The following is a 17571-nucleotide window of genomic DNA, read 5'->3' as shown; positions in this document are numbered from 1 at the left end:
TAGCGAAGGTGACATCAGCCTGTTAAAAGACCGGCGTTTTTCGGCACGGGAAAGCTTAATCTTCATGCGCACGGCAACCATCAAGCGCAAGACCAAGGAGACCGACATCGAGGTGACGGTCAACCTCGACGGAGCGGGCGTATCCACGGTTTCGACCGGGATCGGCTTCTTCGATCATATGCTCGACCTCCTGGCCCGGCATTCGCGCATCGACATCACGGTGAAGGCGGATGGCGATCTCCATGTCGATTACCACCACACCACCGAAGACGTCGGAATCGCGCTCGGGCAGGCCGTCAAGCAGGCGCTCGGCAACATGGCCGGCATCACCCGCTATGCCTCGATCCACATGCCGATGGACGAGACCCTCTCGCGCGTCGTGATCGACATTTCCGGCCGTCCGGTGCTGGTGTTCAAGGCCGACTTCCCGCGCGACAAGATCGGCGAATTCGACACCGAGCTGGTGCGCGAATGGTTCAACGCCTTCGCGATGAACGCCGGCGTGACTCTCCACGTCGAGACCCTATATGGCGAGAACAGCCATCATATCGCCGAATCCTGTTTCAAGGGCTTGGCGAGGGCGCTGCGGACCGCGATTGCGATCGATCCGCGCGCCCAGGGCGAAGTGCCCTCGACCAAGGGTCAGCTCGGCGGCTGATCCCGGGAGCATGATCCGGAAACGGTCGTAACCGGTTTTCCGGAGGATCATACTCTCAATAAGAACCCATCGTCGGCGGAGCGTTCGATGCCGGTCTATACAGTGCATGCCCCCGTGGCCAACGGCGCCGATCTCGCGGCGGCCGACAAGTTCGTTTTCGTGCGCGACGGTTTCCGTTTCTGGGCCGCGGTTACCGGCGTGGTGTGGCTGGCCTGGAACAGGCTCTGGCTGGCGCTGATCGGCTGGCTCGTCGTCACCTTCGTGATCGACTATGCGCTGACCAAGCTTGGTATCGGCCGCGGCGCGATCTTGCTCGTCGACCTGGTACTGATGGTGCTGCTCGGGCTCGAGGCCGCGACGCTGCAGCGCTGGACGCTGTCGCGCCGCAAATGGCGCCTGATCGATATCGTGGTCGCTGACAATGCGGATGCCGCCGAGCGCCGCTTCTTCGAGCGCTGGACCGCGCGGCATCGTGGCGTCGTCAATGACCAGCGCTCGGTCGATCGCGGCGGTCCGCCGCCGACCCGGGACGTTCCCGGTCAATCATTTTCAAAGCCCCCACCGATGCCGCAGGGCGGCATCATCGGATTGTTTCCAGAGCCAGGAGGATCACGATGACCGTTGCAATCATCGATTACGGCTCCGGCAATCTGCATTCGGCGGCCAAGGCGTTCGAGCGCGCCGCGCGCAGCATGGAGGATCCGCAGGTCATCAAGGTGACGCGCGACCCCGACGCGGTGTACCGCGCCGATCGGATCGTGCTGCCCGGCGTCGGCGCGTTCGCCGATTGCCGCCGCGGCGTCGACGCGGTCGACGGCATGCTGGAGGCGCTGACCGAGGCGGTGCGGGTCAAGGCGCGGCCGTTCTTCGGCATCTGCGTCGGCATGCAGCTGATGGCGACGCGCGGCAAGGAGCACGTCATCACCGAGGGCTTCGACTGGATCGGCGGCGATGTCGTCAAGATCGAGCCGCGCGACGAGAGCCTGAAGGTCCCGCATATGGGCTGGAATACGCTCGACATGGTGCGCGAGCACCCGGTGCTGGAGCGGCTGCCGCTCGGGCCGAAAGGGCGTCACGCCTATTTCGTGCACTCCTATCACCTCAACGCCGCCAACGAGGCGGACGTGCTGGCGCGCGCCGACTATGGCGGGCCAGTGACCGCGATCGTGGCCAAGGACACCGCCGTTGGTACCCAGTTTCACCCCGAGAAGAGCCAGCGCTTCGGCCTCGCTCTGATCTCCAATTTCTTGAAGTGGAAGCCGTGATCCTTTTCCCAGCGGTTGATCTGAAGAACGGCCAGTGCGTGCGCCTGGAGCAGGGCGACATGGCGCGCGCCACCGTGTTCAATCTCGATCCGGCGGCGCAGGCGGCAAGCTTCGCCGCGCAGGGTTTTGAATATCTCCACGTCGTCGATCTCGACGGCGCCTTCGCCGGCAAGCCGATGAATGCGCATGCGGTGGAGGCGATGCTGAAGGCCGTCAAAATGCCGGTGCAGCTCGGCGGCGGCATCCGCGACCTCAAGACGATCGAGGCCTGGCTCGACAAGGGTATCACGCGCGTCATCATCGGCACCGCGGCGGTGCGCGATCCCGAGCTCGTGAAGGGCGCGGCGAAAAAATTCCCCGGTCGCGTGGCGGTCGGGCTCGATGCGCGCGACGGCAAGGTCGCGGTCGAGGGCTGGGCCGAGACCTCGCATGTCACCGCGCTCGAGATCGCGCAGCGCTTCGAGGACGCCGGTGTCGCCGCGATCATCTTCACCGACATCGCCCGCGACGGCCTGCTCAAGGGCCTCAACCTCGACGCCACGATAGGCCTCGCCGACCGCATCTCGATTCCGGTGATCGCCTCCGGCGGCTTCGCCTCGATCGACGACGTCAAGGCGCTGCTTGAGCCTCGTGCCAAAAAGCTCGCCGGCGCGATCGTCGGCCGCGCTCTCTATGACGGGCGGCTCGATCCGGCCGCGGCGCTCAAGCTGATCCGCGCGGCCGCCTAGGAGACAGACATATGTTCAAGGTTCGGGTGATCCCCTGTCTCGATGTCAAGGACGGGCGCGTGGTCAAGGGCGTCAACTTCGTCGATCTTCGCGATGCCGGCGATCCGGTCGAGGCCGCGATCGCCTATGACGCCGCCGGTGCCGACGAGCTGACCTTCCTCGACATCACCGCCACCCATGAAAACCGCGGCATCATGCTCGACGTGGTGCGGCGGACGGCCGAAGCCTGCTTCATGCCGCTGACGGTCGGCGGCGGCGTCCGCACCGTCGATGACATCAAGACGCTGCTGCGCTCCGGCGCCGACAAGGTCTCGATCAATTCGGCGGCGGTCAGCCGGCGCGAATTCGTCAAGGAAGCCGCCGAGAAGTACGGCGAGCAATGCGTCGTGGTCGCGATCGACGCCAAGCGGGTCAAGCGCGCCGGCGGCTCGGACCGCTGGGAGATCTTCACTCATGGTGGGCGTAATGCCACCGGGATCGATGCCATCGAATATGCCCAGGAGGTCGTCGCGCTCGGCGCCGGCGAAATCCTGCTGACCTCGATGGACCGGGACGGCACGCGACAAGGTTTTGACCTGCCGCTGACCCGGGCGATCGCGGACAGTGTCCCCGTACCGGTCGTCGCGTCCGGCGGCGTCGGCAATCTCGATCATCTGGTCGACGGTGTTCGCGAGGGTCACGCCACCGGCGTGCTCGCCGCCTCGATCTTCCACTTCGGGGAATTTACCATTCGGCAGGCCAAGGATCACATGGTGCGCGCCGGCCTGCCGATGCGCCTCGATCCGTAGCGTGGTCTGGAAACCGAGTGGTCTGGGACTCCTTGTCACAAAAATGCTAAGTCCCCACCTAGGGGATAGCACCTTGGCGGTGCTGCTGCGCATGCTTGAGTTGAGCTGATGTCGCGTTTCACGGTCCACGATTTGGCCGCCACCATCGACGCCCGCGCTGCATCGGGCGGCGAGGCGTCCTATACCCGCAAACTGCTCGACAAGGGCGCGGAGCACTGCGCCAAGAAGCTGGGTGAGGAAGCGGTCGAGACCGTGATCGCCGCGGTCGAGAACAATCGCGATCATCTGATCGCCGAGAGCGCCGACCTCGTGTTTCACCTGCTGGTTCTGTTGAAGTCACGTGGCGTGAGACTGGAGGATGTCGAGGCCGCGCTGGAGAAGCGCACCGCGATGTCCGGACTGGAAGAGAAGGCGTCGCGCAAGCGCGATTGATCACGGGGAGGGCCTCATGGACATCCGGGCACCAGATCAGCAGTACAACCCCTACCGCATCTTCACGCGCCAGCAATGGTCGCATCTGCGCGACGATACGCCGATGACGCTCGAGCCGGGCGAATTCGATCGCCTGCGCTCGATGCACGACCGCCTCGATTTGCAGGAAGTCGAGGACATTTATTTGCCGTTGTCGCGGCTGCTCTCGATCTATGTCGATGCGACCCAGCGGCTGTATTATTCGCAGCGCCAGTTCCTCGCGATCCGCGACCGCAAGATGCCCTACATTATCGGCGTCGCCGGCTCGGTTGCGGTCGGCAAGTCGACCACGGCCCGCGTGCTGCAGGCGCTGCTGGCGCGCTGGTCGCCGCGGCCAAAGGTCGATCTGATCACGACCGACGGTTTCCTGTTTCCCAATGCCGTGCTCGAGCGGCAGGGCATCATGCAGAAGAAGGGCTTTCCGGAGAGCTACGACCTGCCGACACTGCTGTCGTTCCTGAGCGACATCAAGGCCGGACGGCGTCGTGTGCGCGCGCCGGTCTATTCGCATCTGACCTATGACATCGTGCCGAACAAATGGGTCGAGATCGATCAGCCTGACATCCTGATCGTCGAGGGCGTCAACGTGCTGCAGACTGGGCGGCTGCCGCGTGACGGCAAGGCGGTGCCGTTCGTCTCCGACTTCTTCGATTTCTCGGTCTATATCGACGCCGACGAAGCCGTGCTGCGGGAGTGGTACATCAAGCGCTTCCTGGCGCTGCGCGACACCGCGTTCACCGATCCGAGGTCCTATTTCCACCGCTATGCGCCGCTGTCGGACGAAGAAGCGACCGCGACCGCGATCGCGATCTGGGAGCGCACCAACCTCGCCAATCTCGAGGACAACATCCTGCCGACCCGTCCGCGCGCAACCTTGATCCTGAAGAAGGGCGCCGATCACGTGGTGCAGTCGGTCGCGCTGCGGCGGCTGTAGGTATTGATCCGTCAAAGCTGACCACATCAGCGGTGTCGTCCCGGCGTAGGCCGGGACCCATACTCTGCGGCCCCTGCAAAAGGCACGCGGCGAGACGATCGTTCACCAACTGACATTCGTGGTTATGGGTCCCGGCCTTCGCCGGGACGACAGGGGAGATTTTGTCGCCTACGCCGCGATATGCCGCGCAGCGGCGAGGCCCGCGAGCGCTTCTTCCAGCTTCTCGCGGTCGAGCGGCTTGATCAGGAAGCCGTCCATGCCGGCCTCGAAGCAGGCATAGCGGTCCTCCACCAGCGTATTGGCGGTCAGCGCCAGGATCGGGGTCCGGCGGATGGACTGGCCGGCCTCATGCGCGCGGATCTGCTTGGTGGTCTCGATGCCGTTGAGGCGCGGCATCTGGATGTCCATCAGCACGAGATCATAGGGCGTGCCGGCCGACGTCGCCGAGAGCCAGGATTCCATCGCCTGCTCGCCATTGGTGGTGATGACCACGTTGTGGCCGAGCCGGGCGAGCAGCGAACGCATCAGCAGCGCGTTGATCTCATTGTCCTCGGCGACCAGGATCGAGAGCGCCTTGTCCGGCGCTCCGGCCGTGGGTGAGGATTCGGCGGCCGCCTCGATCGCGAGACCCGGTGTCAGATGGCTCGGCATCACAAGGCTCGGTCCGGTGACTTCGGGTGCCGTGGTCAGGCGGGCGGCGAGCGAGGCCGCGCGCAGCGGCTTGACCAGATAGCCGGTGAACATCGCTGTCTCGGCCGCCGAAAGCTCCTGCCGCGTCGCCGGCGTGAACATCACGATGCGGTGGGTCGCATGGATGCGGGCGGCGTTGGCGAACGCCTCCATCGCCGCGGTGCCGAGCGTGTGGTCGATCAGCGCCGCGTGCCAGCTCCGCTCCGGCAGCAACGCCTCGGCGACATTGGCATCCGACACGATGCAGGTCTGCGCGCCCCAGCGCTGCAGCCGCCGCGAGATCAGCGAGGCCTCGATGCTGTGCGGCGCGACCAGCATGATCGACTGGCCGGCGAGGTCGGGCGCCGCGAAGCTGGTGGCCTCGCCGGTGTCGGCGGCGGTCAGCGGGATCGAGACCTCGAAGGTCGAGCCGGCGCCCGGCGTGCTCGCCAGCGTGATGCGGCCACCCATCCGCTTGACGATGCGGTCGCTGATCGAAAGACCGAGGCCGGTGCCGCCATAGCTGCGCGCGATGCGGTCGTCGGCCTGCTCGAACTCCCGGAAGATGCGCTGCTGCGCCTCCGGCGCGATGCCGATACCGGTGTCGCGGACCAGGAAGCTGATCTCGTTCGGCCAGATGCCGGGCTCGACGATCAGCGCCACGCCGCCGGTCGCGGTGAACTTGATGGCGTTGCCGGCGAGATTGAGCAGCACCTGGCGCAGTCGTGCGGCGTCGCCCGTCACCTGCAGCGGCAGCCGCTCGTCGACATAGGCGGCGATCTCGATGCCCTTGGTCTGCGCGCGCGGCGCCAGCAGCTCGGTGATGTCCTCGATCAGGCCGGACAGCGCGAAGGGGCGGTGCTCCAGGTCGATCTTGCCGGCCTCGATCTTGGAATAGTCGAGCAGCTCCTCGATCAGCGCGAGCAGCGCATCGCCTGACGTCTTGACCGCCTTGACGTAGGTCATCTGCTCCGGGGTCAGCTGGGTGTCCATCAGCAGTCCGCTCATGCCGATGATGCCGTTCAGCGGCGTGCGGATCTCGTGGCTCGCCATCGCCAGGAAGCGCGACTTGGCGCGGTTGGCGGCGTCGGCCTGATCGCGGGCCTCAGTCAGCGCGCGCTCGCTCTCGGTGCGCTCGGTGACGTCGCGGGCCGACGCTCTGCATCTCGGCCGGCGCGCCGGCATCGCTGCGCACGAGGCCCTCGCGCCAGGCGATCCAGCGCGGCCCGAGAGGACCCTCGATCTTCTGGTCGTAGACCCGCGTGCCGTTGGATTCGAGCGCGATGTCGCCCTGCTCGAGCACCTTGAGCGTGGCGGTGCTGCCGATCAATTCGCCGCGGGGGATCTGCGCCAGCGCGCAATAGGCGTCGTTGGCGTAGGTGATGCGGCCGTCGAGGTCGCGCAGCACGATCAGATCGTCCTGCGCCTCGAACAGGGTCGAGGCGCGCTGCTCGGCCTCCTGTAGTTCCCAGTTGCGGTCGGCCATCGCTTCATTGTGCATGGCGATGGTGCGCAACCTCTTGCGCATCAGCCGCAGGCGGATGCCGAGCGTCACGATCCAGAGGCAGGCCAGCGCGAACAGGAAGCTGACCCCGATCGCGAATGAATTGGGATCGTAGCCGCTGTGCGGCGAGAGGGCGCCCGAGATGAACCCGAACGCGCCGCCGAACGCGACCGAGAAGATCGTGAACGAGCGGATGATCGTCGCGACCCAGGAATGGCGGCGCAGGAAGCGGCGAAAGCGTAACTTGATCCGGAAGAAACGCCCCATCAATGGTGGCCCTGAAATGGCTTGGTCTGGCAATGACGATGCGTCGGCCACCTTGCAAAGTGCTTGAGCTTGATGGCCGTTTCGCGTTGGCCCTCGGAACAGGGTTAGCGCAAGGTTAACTCCGCCATGACCCGGCCGTGCAAGCGCGTGTCGGGTTCGATCGATGCCGCCTCTAGGCGGCGATGTCCGCCGCGGGCGCTGACGATCAACGCCGCGGCATCGCGCGCCGAAAACGTCCTGGACTGCACGAACACGCGGTAATCGGACGGCCCGTCATCGCGGGACAGATAGATCACGGGACCGTTTGCCGACGGGTCATCCGATATCCCGATCAGCTGCGGCACCCTGTTGCTCTCGCACGCCCCGGCCTCGGCATCGTCGATGTCGTCGATCACGGTGAAGTCGGCGGTGTCCGCGCTGTCGGCAATCTGGACCCGCACGGTCGCAAGGCTGGGGTCGTCGGTGAAGCTGACGTGAAGCTGCGCCTGCCACGGCACCGCTGCGATCTGCATCGTGGCGCCGCCGACCTCGATGCAGGGCCGGGGACCCGGCAGGAACTCAGCGCGGGCAAAGATCGCGGCCACGGCAAGCGGCACCACCGAGGCCAGCATTTTCATACGCAACATGACACAACTCGCTCGACCCAAGCGCCCGCGCATCGCGGTGCTTATGGTTTGCGGAGCGTAAATGAGAGTGGTTACTGTCGCGTTGACGCGGTCGGCGTCGAGTGCAGAACACGAGAACTCACGCCGCGCGGCGCAGATCGTCGGCCAATGCACGATAGGATAGCGCCTCGGCAAGGTGCAGCCGGCCGATCGTATCGGTGCCGTCGAGATCGGCGAGCGTGCGCGCCACCCGCAGCACGCGGTGATAGCCGCGCGCGGTGAGGTGCATGGTGTCGGCGGCCTCGCGCAGCAGCTTCTGGCCATGCGCGTCGGGCTGCGCGATGGTCTCGAGCAGCGAACTCGGCGCTTCCGCATTGGTGCGGACATGCGGCATTCCGGCCGCCGCGTAACGCGCAAGCTGGATGTCGCGCGCGGCCGCGACGCGTCGGGCGACCTCGGCCGATCCCTCCGCCGGCGGCGGCAGGATCAAATCCGCCGCGGTCACGGCCGGCACCTCGATCCTGAGATCGATGCGATCCATCAGCGGGCCGGAGATCCGCATCTGGTAGTCGGCGGTGCAGCGGTCGAGCCGGCCGCGCTTGCAGGAATAGCCGGGCTCATAGGCGTGGCCGCAGCGGCACGGGTTCATCGCGGCGACCAGCATGAAGCGCGCCGGATAGGTGACGCGATGGTTGGCCCGGCTCACCGAGACCTCGCCGTTCTCGAGCGGCTGGCGCAGCGAATCCAGCACGCGCGGATCGAACTCCGGCAGTTCGTCGAGGAACAGCACGCCCTGATGCGCGAGCGAGATCTCGCCGGGCCTGGCGCGCATGCCGCCGCCGGTCAGCGCGGCCATGCTGGCGGAGTGATGCGGGCTGCGGAACGGGCGCCGCGCGGTCAACGCGCCGTCGCGGATCTCGCCGGCGACCGAGGCGATCATCGAGACCTCGAGCAATTCCGAGGGCGACAGCGGCGGCAGGATCGAGGGCAGCCGCGCCGCCAGCATCGATTTGCCGGCGCCGGGCGAGCCGATCATCAGCAGATGATGCCCGCCGGCGGCCGCGATCTCCAGCGCGCGCTTGGCGCTTTCCTGGCCCTTGATGTCGCGCAAATCGAGCAGCGCTTCCTCTTCCCCGCGCTCATGCACTTTGGGCTGCGGCCGCGACAGCACCTGGGTGCCCTTGAAGTGATTGGCGATCTGGATCAGCGACTGCGCCGCAATGATCTGGATGTCGGGGCTCGCCCAAGCGGCTTCCGAGCCGCAGGCGGCCGGGCAGATCAATCCCTCGTCACGCGAATTGGCGCCGATCGCAGCCGGCAGCACACCCGCGACGGCTGCGATCGAGCCGTCGAGCCCGAGCTCGCCAAGCACGGTGAAGCCGCTCAGCGCATCCGGCGGAATCGCCCCGATCGCGGCCATCAGGCCGAGCGCGATCGGCAGGTCGTAATGGCTGCCCTCCTTGGGCAGGTCGGCCGGGGCGAGGTTGACGGTGATGCGGCGGGCGGGAAGCGCCAGCCCGGAGGCGATCAGGGCCGAACGCACCCGCTCCCGCGCCTCCGACACCGCCTTGTCGGGCAGGCCGACGATCGCGAATGCCGGCAATCCAGGCGCGACCTGCACCTGTACGTCGACCGCGCGAGCCTCGATCCCCTCGAATGCGACGGTGGAAACCCGCTGAACCATGCTGCCCCTGTCTTCCGCCACCCAAGGTAGCGGAGCGGGCCGCCCAGCGCAAGAACATTAAGAGAACATCCGGGGGCGACGGCGCGCCGTCCCCGGATGGGGCGCCATCACAGCGTCATTTGCATCGGCTCGGGATAATAATGGAAGCCCTCGCCGGCCTTGGCGACGTGGCCATAGCCCGGCCAGGCGAAGTGATAGGACATCACCGCCGTCTTGTTCGCGGCCAGCATCTCCAGCATCTTGACCCGCGAGGCCGCCGCCTGCTTCGGATCGGTGTCGTAGGAGAATTCCATCCGCGGCCGCTCCAGGAGCAGCACCGCGTGATGCGAGAGATCGCCCAGGAAGGCGAAGGATTTGCCGCCCGAGCTCACCATGAAGATGGTGTGGCCCACGGTATGGCCGGGGGCTGCGAGCGCGGTCACGCCGGGCAGGAATTCCTGGCCGTCCTTGAAGAACACGATGCGATCGCGCACCGGCAGCAGGTTCTTGCGGGCGTGCACGATGAAGTCCTTCAACGGACTGCCCATCTTGCCTTCGTCGGTCCAGAAATCGAGATCGCTTTGCGCGATGTAGTACTGCGCATTCGGGAATAGCGGCTTGTCGTCGGCGCCGACGATGCCACCGATATGATCGATATGCGCGTGCGACAGCACGACGGCGTCGATGTCCTCCGGCTTGATGCCGGCTTCCTGCATGCTCTTCTGCTGCCGGCCGGTGGTCGGACCGAATGCCTTCGAGGTGCCCATGCCGGTATCGAACAGGATCAGTTTGTCGCCGGTGTTGACTATCGGCGAATTCTGCTCGAGCACGACATTATCGGGCGAGAGGAAGTTGTCGGAGAGCATCTTCTTCACTTCTTCCTTCGGAACGCCGGTGAAGGTGCCGGAGGGATCGCCAAGCGGAAGCGGGCCGTCGGAGACGACGGTCACTTCGGCGTCGCCGAGCATGAAGCGGTGCCAGTAGGGCGTCTGCGTTCCGAGCTTCGGCGCGCGCGCCTGCGCGGTGCCACCGAGCAGTGTGCTGGCGCCGAGACCGGCACCGAGCGCGAGCAAGGATCGTCGTGAGACATTGAGCGTCATAACGTCTTCCTCCCAATTTTTATGAGTTTGTCGCGTTGTTGCCCGCGCGTTGACCCGCTTGACCTGACGCAGGCAAGAGAATGCTGCCCTCGCCCGCGCAAGCTGGCAAGAAGAATAAGGCGAACGCAGGCGCGATCGAGCCCTGGCTAAATTTCAGCCAGCCTGTGCGGCGCACAAAGGAGGATTATTATTTCGCGGCGCGCTTCTTCTCGATGGTATCCCAGATCATCGCCGCGACATCGGGGCCGTTGAGCCGCTGAATGGCGCGGATGCCGGTCGGCGAGGTGACGTTGATCTCGGTCAGATTGCCGTCGATCACGTCGATGCCGACGAACAGCAGGCCGCGCTCGCGCAGCGCAGGCCCAAGCGTGGTGCAGATTTCGCGCTCGCGATCCGACAGCTCGGTCGCTTTGGCGGCACCGCCGCGCACCATGTTGGAGCGCAGATCGTCCGCCGCCGGCACGCGGTTGACGGCGCCGGCGAATTCGCCGTCGACCAGGATGATGCGCTTGTCGCCATGCTTCACCTCGGGGAGGAAGCGCTGGATCACCCAGGGCTCCTTGAAGGTGACCGAGAACATGTCGAACAGCGAGCCGAAGTTCATATCCTGCGGCATCACGCGGAACACGGCGGCGCCGCCATGGCCGTGCAACGGTTTCATGACGACGGCGCCGTGCTGATCGCGGAAGGAGTTGATCTCGTCGAGGTCGCGTGAGATCAGGGTCGGCGGCATCAGCTGCGGGAAGTTCATCACGAACAGCTTTTCCGGCGCGTTGCGCACGCTGGCCGGGTCGTTGACGACTAGCGTCTTTGGATGGATGCGCTCGAGGAAATGCGTCGAGGTGATGTAGGCGAGGTCGAACGGCGGGTCCTGGCGCAGCAGCACGACGTCGAAGCCGTTGAGCGCCTCGCGCTTCGGCTCACCCAGCGTGAAGTGATCGCCGACCTCGTCGCGCACCGTGAGCGACTGCACCGGCGCCACCAGCTCCTCGCCGCGCAGCGACAGTCTGTCGGGCGTGTAGTAGGAAATGGCGTGGCCGCGCTTCTGCGCCTCGAGCAGCAGCGCAAAGGTCGAATCGCCGCGGATGTTGATGCGCGCGATGGGATCCATCTGGACGGCGATCTTCAATGGCATAGGCGTGTCCCGCGAGGTCTTGAGGGTAAAATCTAATCTATTGGCTTGCGTCGAATGCCGCTAACAGATGGCGCGGCAGGCTCTTCGGCGCAATCAGCACGGCGTCGAATCGGAGGTCGAATTCGGCATGCTCGGGATGCGCCATCAGCCAGGCCTGGGCGGCATTGACGATGCGCTGCTGCTGGCGCGGCGTAACCGCGTAGGCGGCGTCGTCGAGGCTGGCCCGGGCCTTGACCTCGACGAAGGCCAGCAAATTGCGCCGGCGCACCACCAGGTCGATCTCGCCAAAGGGGGTGCGGAAGCGCCGCGCCAGGATGCGATAGCCCTTGGCGATCAGAAGCGCCGCGGCACGGCTTTCGGCCGAGATGCCGGTGCGGAATGCGGCGACGCGCTCGGGCGAGGCGCTGTCAGTCTTGGCACCATCAGGCTTGACGCTATCAGGCTTGGCCATCGCCGTCCCCGATGGTCTTCGCAAGCTCGAGCGCGCGGGCATAGACCTCGCGGCGCGGCCGGCCCGACAGTTCGACCGCATGGGCGACCGCATCCTTGACGCTGCCGCGGGCGAGCTGCGCGCGCAGCAAGTCATCGAGCGAAGTCTCATCCATCACCCCGGCGTCATCGGCCGGCGGCCCGATCACCAGCACGAACTCGCCCCGGGTCTCCAGCGCGTCCGCCCCTGCCGCGAGCTCGGCGACCGGCGCGCGCTTGACCTCCTCATGCAGCTTGGTCAGCTCGCGGCAGATCGCGGCATCGCGCCCATGCATGATCGCGGCCAGGTCGCGCAGCGTGTCCTGCACGCGATTGCCTGACTCGAACATCACCAGCGTCGCATCGATCCGGGCGAGCTCATTGAGCCGGGCGCGGCGCGCGTGCTCCTTGGCCGGCAGAAATCCCTCGAAGAAGAACCGGTCGGTCGGCAGCGCCGCCACCGACAGCGCCGTCAGCACCGACGACGGCCCGGGCACCGCGATGACGGCATGTCCGGCGGCGCAAACCTCGCGCACCAGCTTGAATCCGGGATCTGAGATCAGCGGCGTGCCGGCGTCCGAGACCAGCGCGATCGATGCGCCGTGCGCCAGCCGCTCCAGGATCTTGGGCCGGGCCTGGGCGGCATTGTGCTCGTGGTAGAGCGCGAGCTCCGCGCTGATCGCGTAACGCTCGGTCAGCCGGCGCGTGATCCTGGTGTCCTCGCAGGCGATGACGTCGACGCCGGCCAATGTCTCCAGCGCGCGCAGCGTGACGTCGGCGAGATTGCCGATCGGGGTCGCGACCAGATGGAGGCCGGGCCTGGCCTTCGGCGCGGGCAGGTGCTGGCCGCCGATCGAAAAGGTTCTGGCCGCAGCGCCGGTCGTGGCATCCGAATGGTGGAGGGAACTGGCTTTTGCGCGCATAATGCCCAATCTAGAGTGTTTTCGAGCGAAGTGGATATAGGCTCTAGCGGGATGGCGGTGCCTGCGCCACATCTGCAATGGCGGTGACGGAACGCTGCCTGAGGGAGGAAAATGGAGGCTGCGGCAACGGCGCCGCGGCGCCATAATCCTTTTGTTTTGGTTAACTATTCGCCGACAATATGCCCAAATCCACCCGCCTCATCAGAGCTGGATGGAGTCCTGGCCGATCCTGGTCGGTCAAGAGAAGAGAGACGATGGCAGGCCCGCATCACCGCAACTCCACGCCGTCGGGCGCGACCCGGCGGACCGCGCTCGGTCTGCTCGTGGGCGCGCCGTTGCTGACGGCCTGTTCCGGGATCCAGCAGAGCTTGAGCCAATTCTCCAGCGGCAGCCCGGAAGCCGGCCCGCAGCAGCAGCCGCAGGCGGTTGGCACCGGCCAGGTCAAAATTGGATTGATTTTGCCGCTGTCGGCGGCCGGCAATGCCGGGCTCGCCGCGCAGTCGATGCGCAATGCCGCCGAAATGGCGTTGGCGGAATTCCAGAACCCGAACATCCAGCTTTTGATCAAGGACGATGGCGGCAGCCCGCAAGGTGCATCGCAGGGTGCCCAGCAGGCGCTGTCCGAAGGCGCCGAGATCATTCTGGGACCGCTGTTCGCAGGCTCGGTGCCGGCCGTCGCGCAGCTGACGCGACCGCGCGGCACTTCGGTGATCGCCTTCTCGACCGATTCGAGCGTGGCCGGCCGCGGCGTCTATCTCCTGAGCTTCCTGCCGGAGTCAGACATCAACCGCATCGTCGACTATTCCGCCGGGATCGGAAAACGCTCGTTCGCCGCGATGGTGCCGGACAACGCCTATGGCAACGTGGTGGAGGCCGCGTTCAAGCAGGCGGTCGGCCGCAAGAATGGCCGCGTCGTCGCTTTCGAGAAATATGGTGCCGATCGCGCGACGCCGGCGCGGACCGTGGCGCAGGCGCTTGGCCAGGCCGATGCGCTGCTGATCGCCGACGACGGCGATTCGGTGGTCGCGACCGCCGATGCGCTGACCGCGGCCGGCGCCAATCTGCGCAACATCCAGCTGCTCGGCACTGGGCTGTGGGACAATCCGCGGGTGTTCGCCAGTCCGGTCTTGCAGGGCGGCCTCTATGCCGCGCCCGATCCGTCCGGCTTCCGCAGCTTCGCCGGTCGCTACCGCGCCAAATATGGCGGCGAGCCGGTGCGCACCGCGACGCTGGCCTATGATGCGGTTGCGCTGATGGCAGCGCTGGCGCGCACCCAGGGCGCGCAGCGCTTCGCGCCGGAGACGCTGACCAATCCGTCCGGCTTCGCCGGTATCGACGGCCTTTTCCGCTTCCGCTCCGATGGCACCAATGAGCGTGGCCTTGCGGTCATGAAGGTGGCATCCGGCGGCAGCACGCCGGTCGCCGGCTCGCCGAAGAGCTTTGGCGCCTAAAGCGGGTGAAATTAGATTGATTCGGTTTGGCCACGGACTCGGTTCACCTCTCCCCGTCGGGGAGAGGTCGATTTGCGCAGCAAATCGGGTGAGGGGCCGTAGTCTAACGAGAGACCGTAACCCCTCACCCGGCGCTACGCGCCGACCTCTCCCAAGGGAGAGGTGAACCTCCGGCGCCGCTCCAGTTCAAACCTAATCTCATCACGCTTTAGATCGCGTCGGGCACTGGCCTGAAATCGCCTTGAAGCGCCTGCCAGCTCCTTTGCATGGGGTTGTTTTCGATATTTAGGCGGCGAGATCCGCCACAACCGCGTCGAGCACCGGAAATCCGGATTTCGTCACGCGCAGCCGGCCGTCGGCATCGACGGCGATCGCGCCTTCCTCGCGCAGCAAGGCGATCCGGTTGGGATCGAGCTGCCGGCCGGAGAGTTGCGCATAGCGCCTGGGGTCGATGCCCTCGGCGAGCCGCAGCCCCATCAAGAGGAACTCGTCGGCGCGTTCTTCGCTGTTGAGGCTGTCGTCGCTGACGACGCCATGGCCGCGCTCCTCGACATTCAGCAGCCACGCCTCGGGGCGCCGCTCGGTCGCGGTCGCGTGCCTGACGCCGTCGATGTCGAGCCGGCCGTGCGCGCCGGGGCCGATGCCGGCATATTCCTCGCCGCGCCAGTAGACGAGGTTGTGCCTGCACTCCGCCCCAGTGCGGGCGTGGTTGGAGATTTCGTAGGCCGGCAATCCCTCGCGGGCGCAGACCTCCTGCGTCACGTCGTAGAGCACGCGCGCGGTCGCTTCATCCGGGGTCTGCAATTTGCCGGCGGCGTGCAGCCCGAAGAACGGCGTGCCTTCCTCGATCGTGAGCTGGTAGAGCGACAGATGCTCGGCCGCTTCCGAGATCGCCTGTTTCAACTCATCGGCCCACATCTGCGGCGTCTGGTCGGGGCGGGCATAGATCAGATCGAACGAGTAACGGTCGAATGCGGAGCGCGCGATCGCGACCGCGTCGAGCGCCTCGCGCGCGGTGTGCAGGCGGCCCAAGGCCTTCAGCGACGCATCATCCAGCGCCTGCACGCCGAGCGAGACGCGGTTGACGCCGGCTGAGCGATAGCCGCGAAAGCGCGTTGCCTCGACGCTGGTCGGATTGGCCTCCAGCGTGACCTCGACGTCGCGCGAGACCTGCCACTGCTTGCCGATCGCATCGAGCACGGCGCCGACGGTCTGCGGCTGCATCAGTGACGGCGTGCCGCCGCCGAGGAAGATCGAGGTGACCTCGCGTCCCGGCACCCGCGCGGCCGTGGTCTCGATCTCGCGGGCGAACGCGCGCACGAAGCGCGCCTCGTCGACCGGCGCATGCCGCACGTGGCTGTTGAAATCGCAATACGGGCATTTCGACAGGCAGAACGGCCAGTGCACGTAGACGCCGAAGGCTTCTCGGTCAGCGTGGCTCAAGGCAGATCTCCGCGAGCTTCACGAAGGCGCGGGCGCGGTGCGACAGGCCGAGTCCGAGCGGCGGCAGGCCGTGTTTCTCGATGCTGGTCATCTCGCCAAAGGTCCGCGTGTAACCGTCGGGCAGGAACGCCGGATCATAGCCGAAGCCGGCGGTGCCGCGCGGCGGCCAAACCAGGGTTCCATCGACGCGGGCCTCGACCTCTTCGAGGTGATCGTCCGGCCAGGCCACGCACAGCGCGGAGACGAAATGCGCTCTTCGGCGCTCCGGCGTGGTCGCGCCGCGCTCCTGCAGCAGCCGCTCGATCCGCGTCATCGCCGCCATGAAGTCCTTGCCTTCGCCGGCCCAGCGCGCCGAGTAGATCCCGGGCGCGCCGTCGAGCGCATCGACCACGAGGCCGGAATCGTCGGCGAAGGCCGGCAGGCCGGTCGCCTTGGCCGCCGCGATCGACTTGATCGCGGCATTGGCGCGAAAACTGTCGCCGGTCTCCTCGGGCTCGGCGAGGCCGAGCTCGCCGGCCGATACCGCCTCCACGCCATGCGGTGCCAGCAATTCCCGCATCTCGGCAAGCTTGCCGGGATTGTGGGTGGCGATCACGAGCCTTCCGGTGATTCGGCGATGCATGGCCAATCTGACTACGCCACCGCGATCTTTTGCAAGTCGACCAGACGCGCGATACCCTTGCGCGCCAGCGCCATCAGCGCCAGGAATTCGTCCTGGGTGAACGGCGTCTTCTCCGCGGTGCCCTGCACCTCGATGATGCGGCCGTCACCGGTCATGACGAAATTGGCGTCGGTCTCGGCCTCGGAATCCTCGGCGTAGTCGAGATCGAGCACGGGCGTGCCCTGGTAGATGCCGCAGGAGATCGCCGCCACATTGTCGCGCAGCACGTTGCTCTTCAGCATGTTGCGGGTCTTCATCCAGTTGATGCAGTCGGCCAGTGCCACCCAGGCACCGGTGATCGAGGCGGTGCGGGTGCCGCCATCGGCCTGGATGACGTCGCAATCGACCGTGATCTGGCGTTCGCCCAGCGCCTCGAGATCGATGGCGGCGCGCAGCGAGCGGCCGATCAGCCGCTGGATCTCGACGGTGCGGCCACCCTGCTTGCCGGCGGAGGCCTCGCGGCGGGTACGTTCCAGGGTGGCGCGCGGCAGCATGCCGTATTCGGCGGTAACCCAGCCACGGCCCTGGCCCTTCAGCCACGGTGGCAAGCGCTCTTCCAGCGTGGCGGTCACCAGCACATGGGTGTCGCCGAACTTCACCATGCAGGAACCCTCGGCATATTTGACAACGCCGCGTTCCAGCGACACGGGACGCAGCTCTTCGGGCGCACGGCGGCTTGGCCGCATGAAATCCTCCAAAAATCCGAGAGAAATGGCTGGCGGTGCTTGTAGGAGGGGCAAGGGGCAGCGGCAAGGGTTTTTGACCCCGAAAGGGTCCGGTACGAGGGGGCCGAATGCACGCTTGTCACCGGCCCTCGGGATCGACAAATTAGGCAGTA

The 17571-nt window shown here is 66.3% G+C and carries 17 protein-coding genes and 1 pseudogene; 8 read left to right on the top strand and 10 right to left on the bottom strand.

The genetic code is table 11. The features are described 5' to 3' along the window. Positions 1–64: 64 nt before the first annotated feature. The 7 genes from hisB to coaA all read left to right on the top strand — a co-directional run bounded on the left by hisB (position 65) and on the right by coaA (position 4844). Positions 65–658 (top strand): imidazoleglycerol-phosphate dehydratase HisB, encoded by a 594-nt coding sequence (gene hisB, locus ACVIW0_RS39500; protein WP_461357145.1) that lies wholly within the window; start codon positions 65–67, stop codon positions 656–658. Between the two features lie 87 nt (positions 659–745). Then, complete coding sequence (locus ACVIW0_RS39495; RefSeq protein ID WP_461357144.1) at positions 746–1276, top strand: DUF2628 domain-containing protein; 531 nt, start codon at positions 746–748, stop codon at positions 1274–1276. Continuing rightward, positions 1273–1923 (top strand): imidazole glycerol phosphate synthase subunit HisH, encoded by a 651-nt coding sequence (hisH, locus tag ACVIW0_RS39490; protein WP_461357143.1) that lies wholly within the window; start codon positions 1273–1275, stop codon positions 1921–1923. The genes ACVIW0_RS39495 and hisH overlap by 4 nt, the downstream gene beginning before the upstream one ends. After that, on the top strand, positions 1920–2651 hold the full coding sequence (gene hisA, locus ACVIW0_RS39485) for a 1-(5-phosphoribosyl)-5-[(5-phosphoribosylamino)methylideneamino]imidazole-4-carboxamide isomerase (protein WP_461357142.1): 732 nt from the start codon (positions 1920–1922) through the stop codon (positions 2649–2651). Before hisH ends, hisA begins: the two co-directional genes overlap by 4 nt. 11 nt (positions 2652–2662) lie before the next feature. After that, complete coding sequence (gene hisF, locus ACVIW0_RS39480) at positions 2663–3439, top strand: imidazole glycerol phosphate synthase subunit HisF (RefSeq protein WP_461345882.1); 777 nt, start codon at positions 2663–2665, stop codon at positions 3437–3439. A 108-nt stretch (positions 3440–3547) separates the two neighbouring features. Then, the gene (locus tag ACVIW0_RS39475; RefSeq protein ID WP_461357141.1) at positions 3548–3871 is read left to right on the top strand and encodes a phosphoribosyl-ATP diphosphatase; all 324 of its coding nucleotides are present in this window, start codon (positions 3548–3550) and stop codon (positions 3869–3871) included. Positions 3872–3887: 16 nt separating this feature from the next. After that, positions 3888–4844 carry a type I pantothenate kinase gene (coaA, locus tag ACVIW0_RS39470; protein ID WP_461357140.1) on the top strand — a complete coding sequence of 319 codons (957 nt, stop codon included), beginning with the start codon at positions 3888–3890 and terminating at the stop codon, positions 4842–4844. Positions 4845–5012: 168 nt separating this feature from the next. Here the strand turns inward: coaA and ACVIW0_RS39465 are convergent. The 7 genes and pseudogenes from ACVIW0_RS39465 to rsmI form a co-directional block, all read right to left on the bottom strand. Then, positions 5013–7284, bottom strand: a pseudogene (locus ACVIW0_RS39465) (PAS domain-containing hybrid sensor histidine kinase/response regulator). A 104-nt stretch (positions 7285–7388) separates the two neighbouring features. After that, positions 7389–7910 carry a hypothetical protein gene (locus tag ACVIW0_RS39460; protein WP_461357139.1) on the bottom strand — a complete coding sequence of 174 codons (522 nt, stop codon included), beginning with the start codon at positions 7908–7910 and terminating at the stop codon, positions 7389–7391. A gap of 118 nt (positions 7911–8028) precedes the next feature. Then, positions 8029–9573: a YifB family Mg chelatase-like AAA ATPase gene (locus ACVIW0_RS39455; RefSeq protein ID WP_461357138.1), complete on the bottom strand. Its 1545-nt coding sequence runs from the start codon at positions 9571–9573 to the stop codon at positions 8029–8031. Between the two features lie 107 nt (positions 9574–9680). Continuing rightward, on the bottom strand, positions 9681–10652 hold the full coding sequence (locus ACVIW0_RS39450) for an MBL fold metallo-hydrolase (RefSeq protein WP_461357137.1): 972 nt from the start codon (positions 10650–10652) through the stop codon (positions 9681–9683). Between the two features lie 187 nt (positions 10653–10839). Continuing rightward, positions 10840–11787, bottom strand: coding sequence for a glutathione synthase (gene gshB, locus ACVIW0_RS39445; RefSeq protein ID WP_461357136.1), 948 nt, complete (start codon positions 11785–11787; stop codon positions 10840–10842). 37 nt (positions 11788–11824) lie between these two features. Then, complete coding sequence (locus ACVIW0_RS39440; RefSeq protein WP_461357135.1) at positions 11825–12238, bottom strand: YraN family protein; 414 nt, start codon at positions 12236–12238, stop codon at positions 11825–11827. Further along, positions 12225–13178 (bottom strand): 16S rRNA (cytidine(1402)-2'-O)-methyltransferase, encoded by a 954-nt coding sequence (gene rsmI / locus ACVIW0_RS39435; RefSeq protein WP_461357134.1) that lies wholly within the window; start codon positions 13176–13178, stop codon positions 12225–12227. The genes ACVIW0_RS39440 and rsmI overlap by 14 nt, the downstream gene beginning before the upstream one ends. A gap of 254 nt (positions 13179–13432) precedes the next feature. On the opposite strand from rsmI, the gene ACVIW0_RS39430 reads away from it, so the two are divergent. Continuing rightward, positions 13433–14629 (top strand): penicillin-binding protein activator, encoded by a 1197-nt coding sequence (locus ACVIW0_RS39430; protein WP_461357133.1) that lies wholly within the window; start codon positions 13433–13435, stop codon positions 14627–14629. Between the two features lie 285 nt (positions 14630–14914). On the opposite strand, the gene hemW is transcribed toward ACVIW0_RS39430, so the two are convergent. From hemW to rph, 3 genes are read right to left on the bottom strand one after another with little or no spacing between them, the layout of a single operon-like run. After that, on the bottom strand, positions 14915–16072 hold the full coding sequence (gene hemW, locus ACVIW0_RS39425; RefSeq protein ID WP_461357132.1) for a radical SAM family heme chaperone HemW: 1158 nt from the start codon (positions 16070–16072) through the stop codon (positions 14915–14917). Then, a complete protein-coding gene (gene rdgB / locus ACVIW0_RS39420; RefSeq protein ID WP_461357131.1) occupies positions 16059–16694 on the bottom strand; it encodes an RdgB/HAM1 family non-canonical purine NTP pyrophosphatase in 636 nt (211 codons plus the stop codon). The genes hemW and rdgB overlap by 14 nt, the downstream gene beginning before the upstream one ends. Before the next feature lie 11 nt (positions 16695–16705). Beyond that, entirely contained in the window at positions 16706–17419 is a 714-nt protein-coding gene (gene rph / locus ACVIW0_RS39415; RefSeq protein ID WP_461357130.1) for a ribonuclease PH, read from the bottom strand. Positions 17420–17571 lie beyond the last annotated feature (152 nt).

This window comes from Bradyrhizobium sp. USDA 4454 (assembly GCF_054822705.1).
This window is presented reverse-complemented; position numbering and strand designations above follow the sequence as displayed.

Bases quoted from the DNA above. Each gene is read 5' to 3' on its own strand.
- coaA (WP_461357140.1), top strand. From the start codon at position 3,888: ATGGACATCCGGGCACCAGATCAGCAGTACAACCCCTACCGCATCTTC.
- ACVIW0_RS39430 (WP_461357133.1), top strand. From the start codon at position 13,433: ATGGCAGGCCCGCATCACCGCAACTCCACGCCGTCGGGCGCGACCCGG.
- hisB (WP_461357145.1), top strand. From the start codon at position 65: ATGCGCACGGCAACCATCAAGCGCAAGACCAAGGAGACCGACATCGAG.
- ACVIW0_RS39475 (WP_461357141.1), top strand. From the start codon at position 3,548: ATGTCGCGTTTCACGGTCCACGATTTGGCCGCCACCATCGACGCCCGC.
- rdgB (WP_461357131.1), bottom strand. From the start codon at position 16,694: ATGCATCGCCGAATCACCGGAAGGCTCGTGATCGCCACCCACAATCCC.
- rph (WP_461357130.1), bottom strand. From the start codon at position 17,419: ATGCGGCCAAGCCGCCGTGCGCCCGAAGAGCTGCGTCCCGTGTCGCTG.
- rsmI (WP_461357134.1), bottom strand. From the start codon at position 13,178: ATGCGCGCAAAAGCCAGTTCCCTCCACCATTCGGATGCCACGACCGGC.
- ACVIW0_RS39440 (WP_461357135.1), bottom strand. From the start codon at position 12,238: ATGGCCAAGCCTGATAGCGTCAAGCCTGATGGTGCCAAGACTGACAGC.
- ACVIW0_RS39450 (WP_461357137.1), bottom strand. From the start codon at position 10,652: ATGACGCTCAATGTCTCACGACGATCCTTGCTCGCGCTCGGTGCCGGT.
- ACVIW0_RS39495 (WP_461357144.1), top strand. From the start codon at position 746: ATGCCGGTCTATACAGTGCATGCCCCCGTGGCCAACGGCGCCGATCTC.
- hisH (WP_461357143.1), top strand. From the start codon at position 1,273: ATGACCGTTGCAATCATCGATTACGGCTCCGGCAATCTGCATTCGGCG.
- hisF (WP_461345882.1), top strand. From the start codon at position 2,663: ATGTTCAAGGTTCGGGTGATCCCCTGTCTCGATGTCAAGGACGGGCGC.
- ACVIW0_RS39455 (WP_461357138.1), bottom strand. From the start codon at position 9,573: ATGGTTCAGCGGGTTTCCACCGTCGCATTCGAGGGGATCGAGGCTCGC.
- gshB (WP_461357136.1), bottom strand. From the start codon at position 11,787: ATGCCATTGAAGATCGCCGTCCAGATGGATCCCATCGCGCGCATCAAC.
- ACVIW0_RS39460 (WP_461357139.1), bottom strand. From the start codon at position 7,910: ATGTTGCGTATGAAAATGCTGGCCTCGGTGGTGCCGCTTGCCGTGGCC.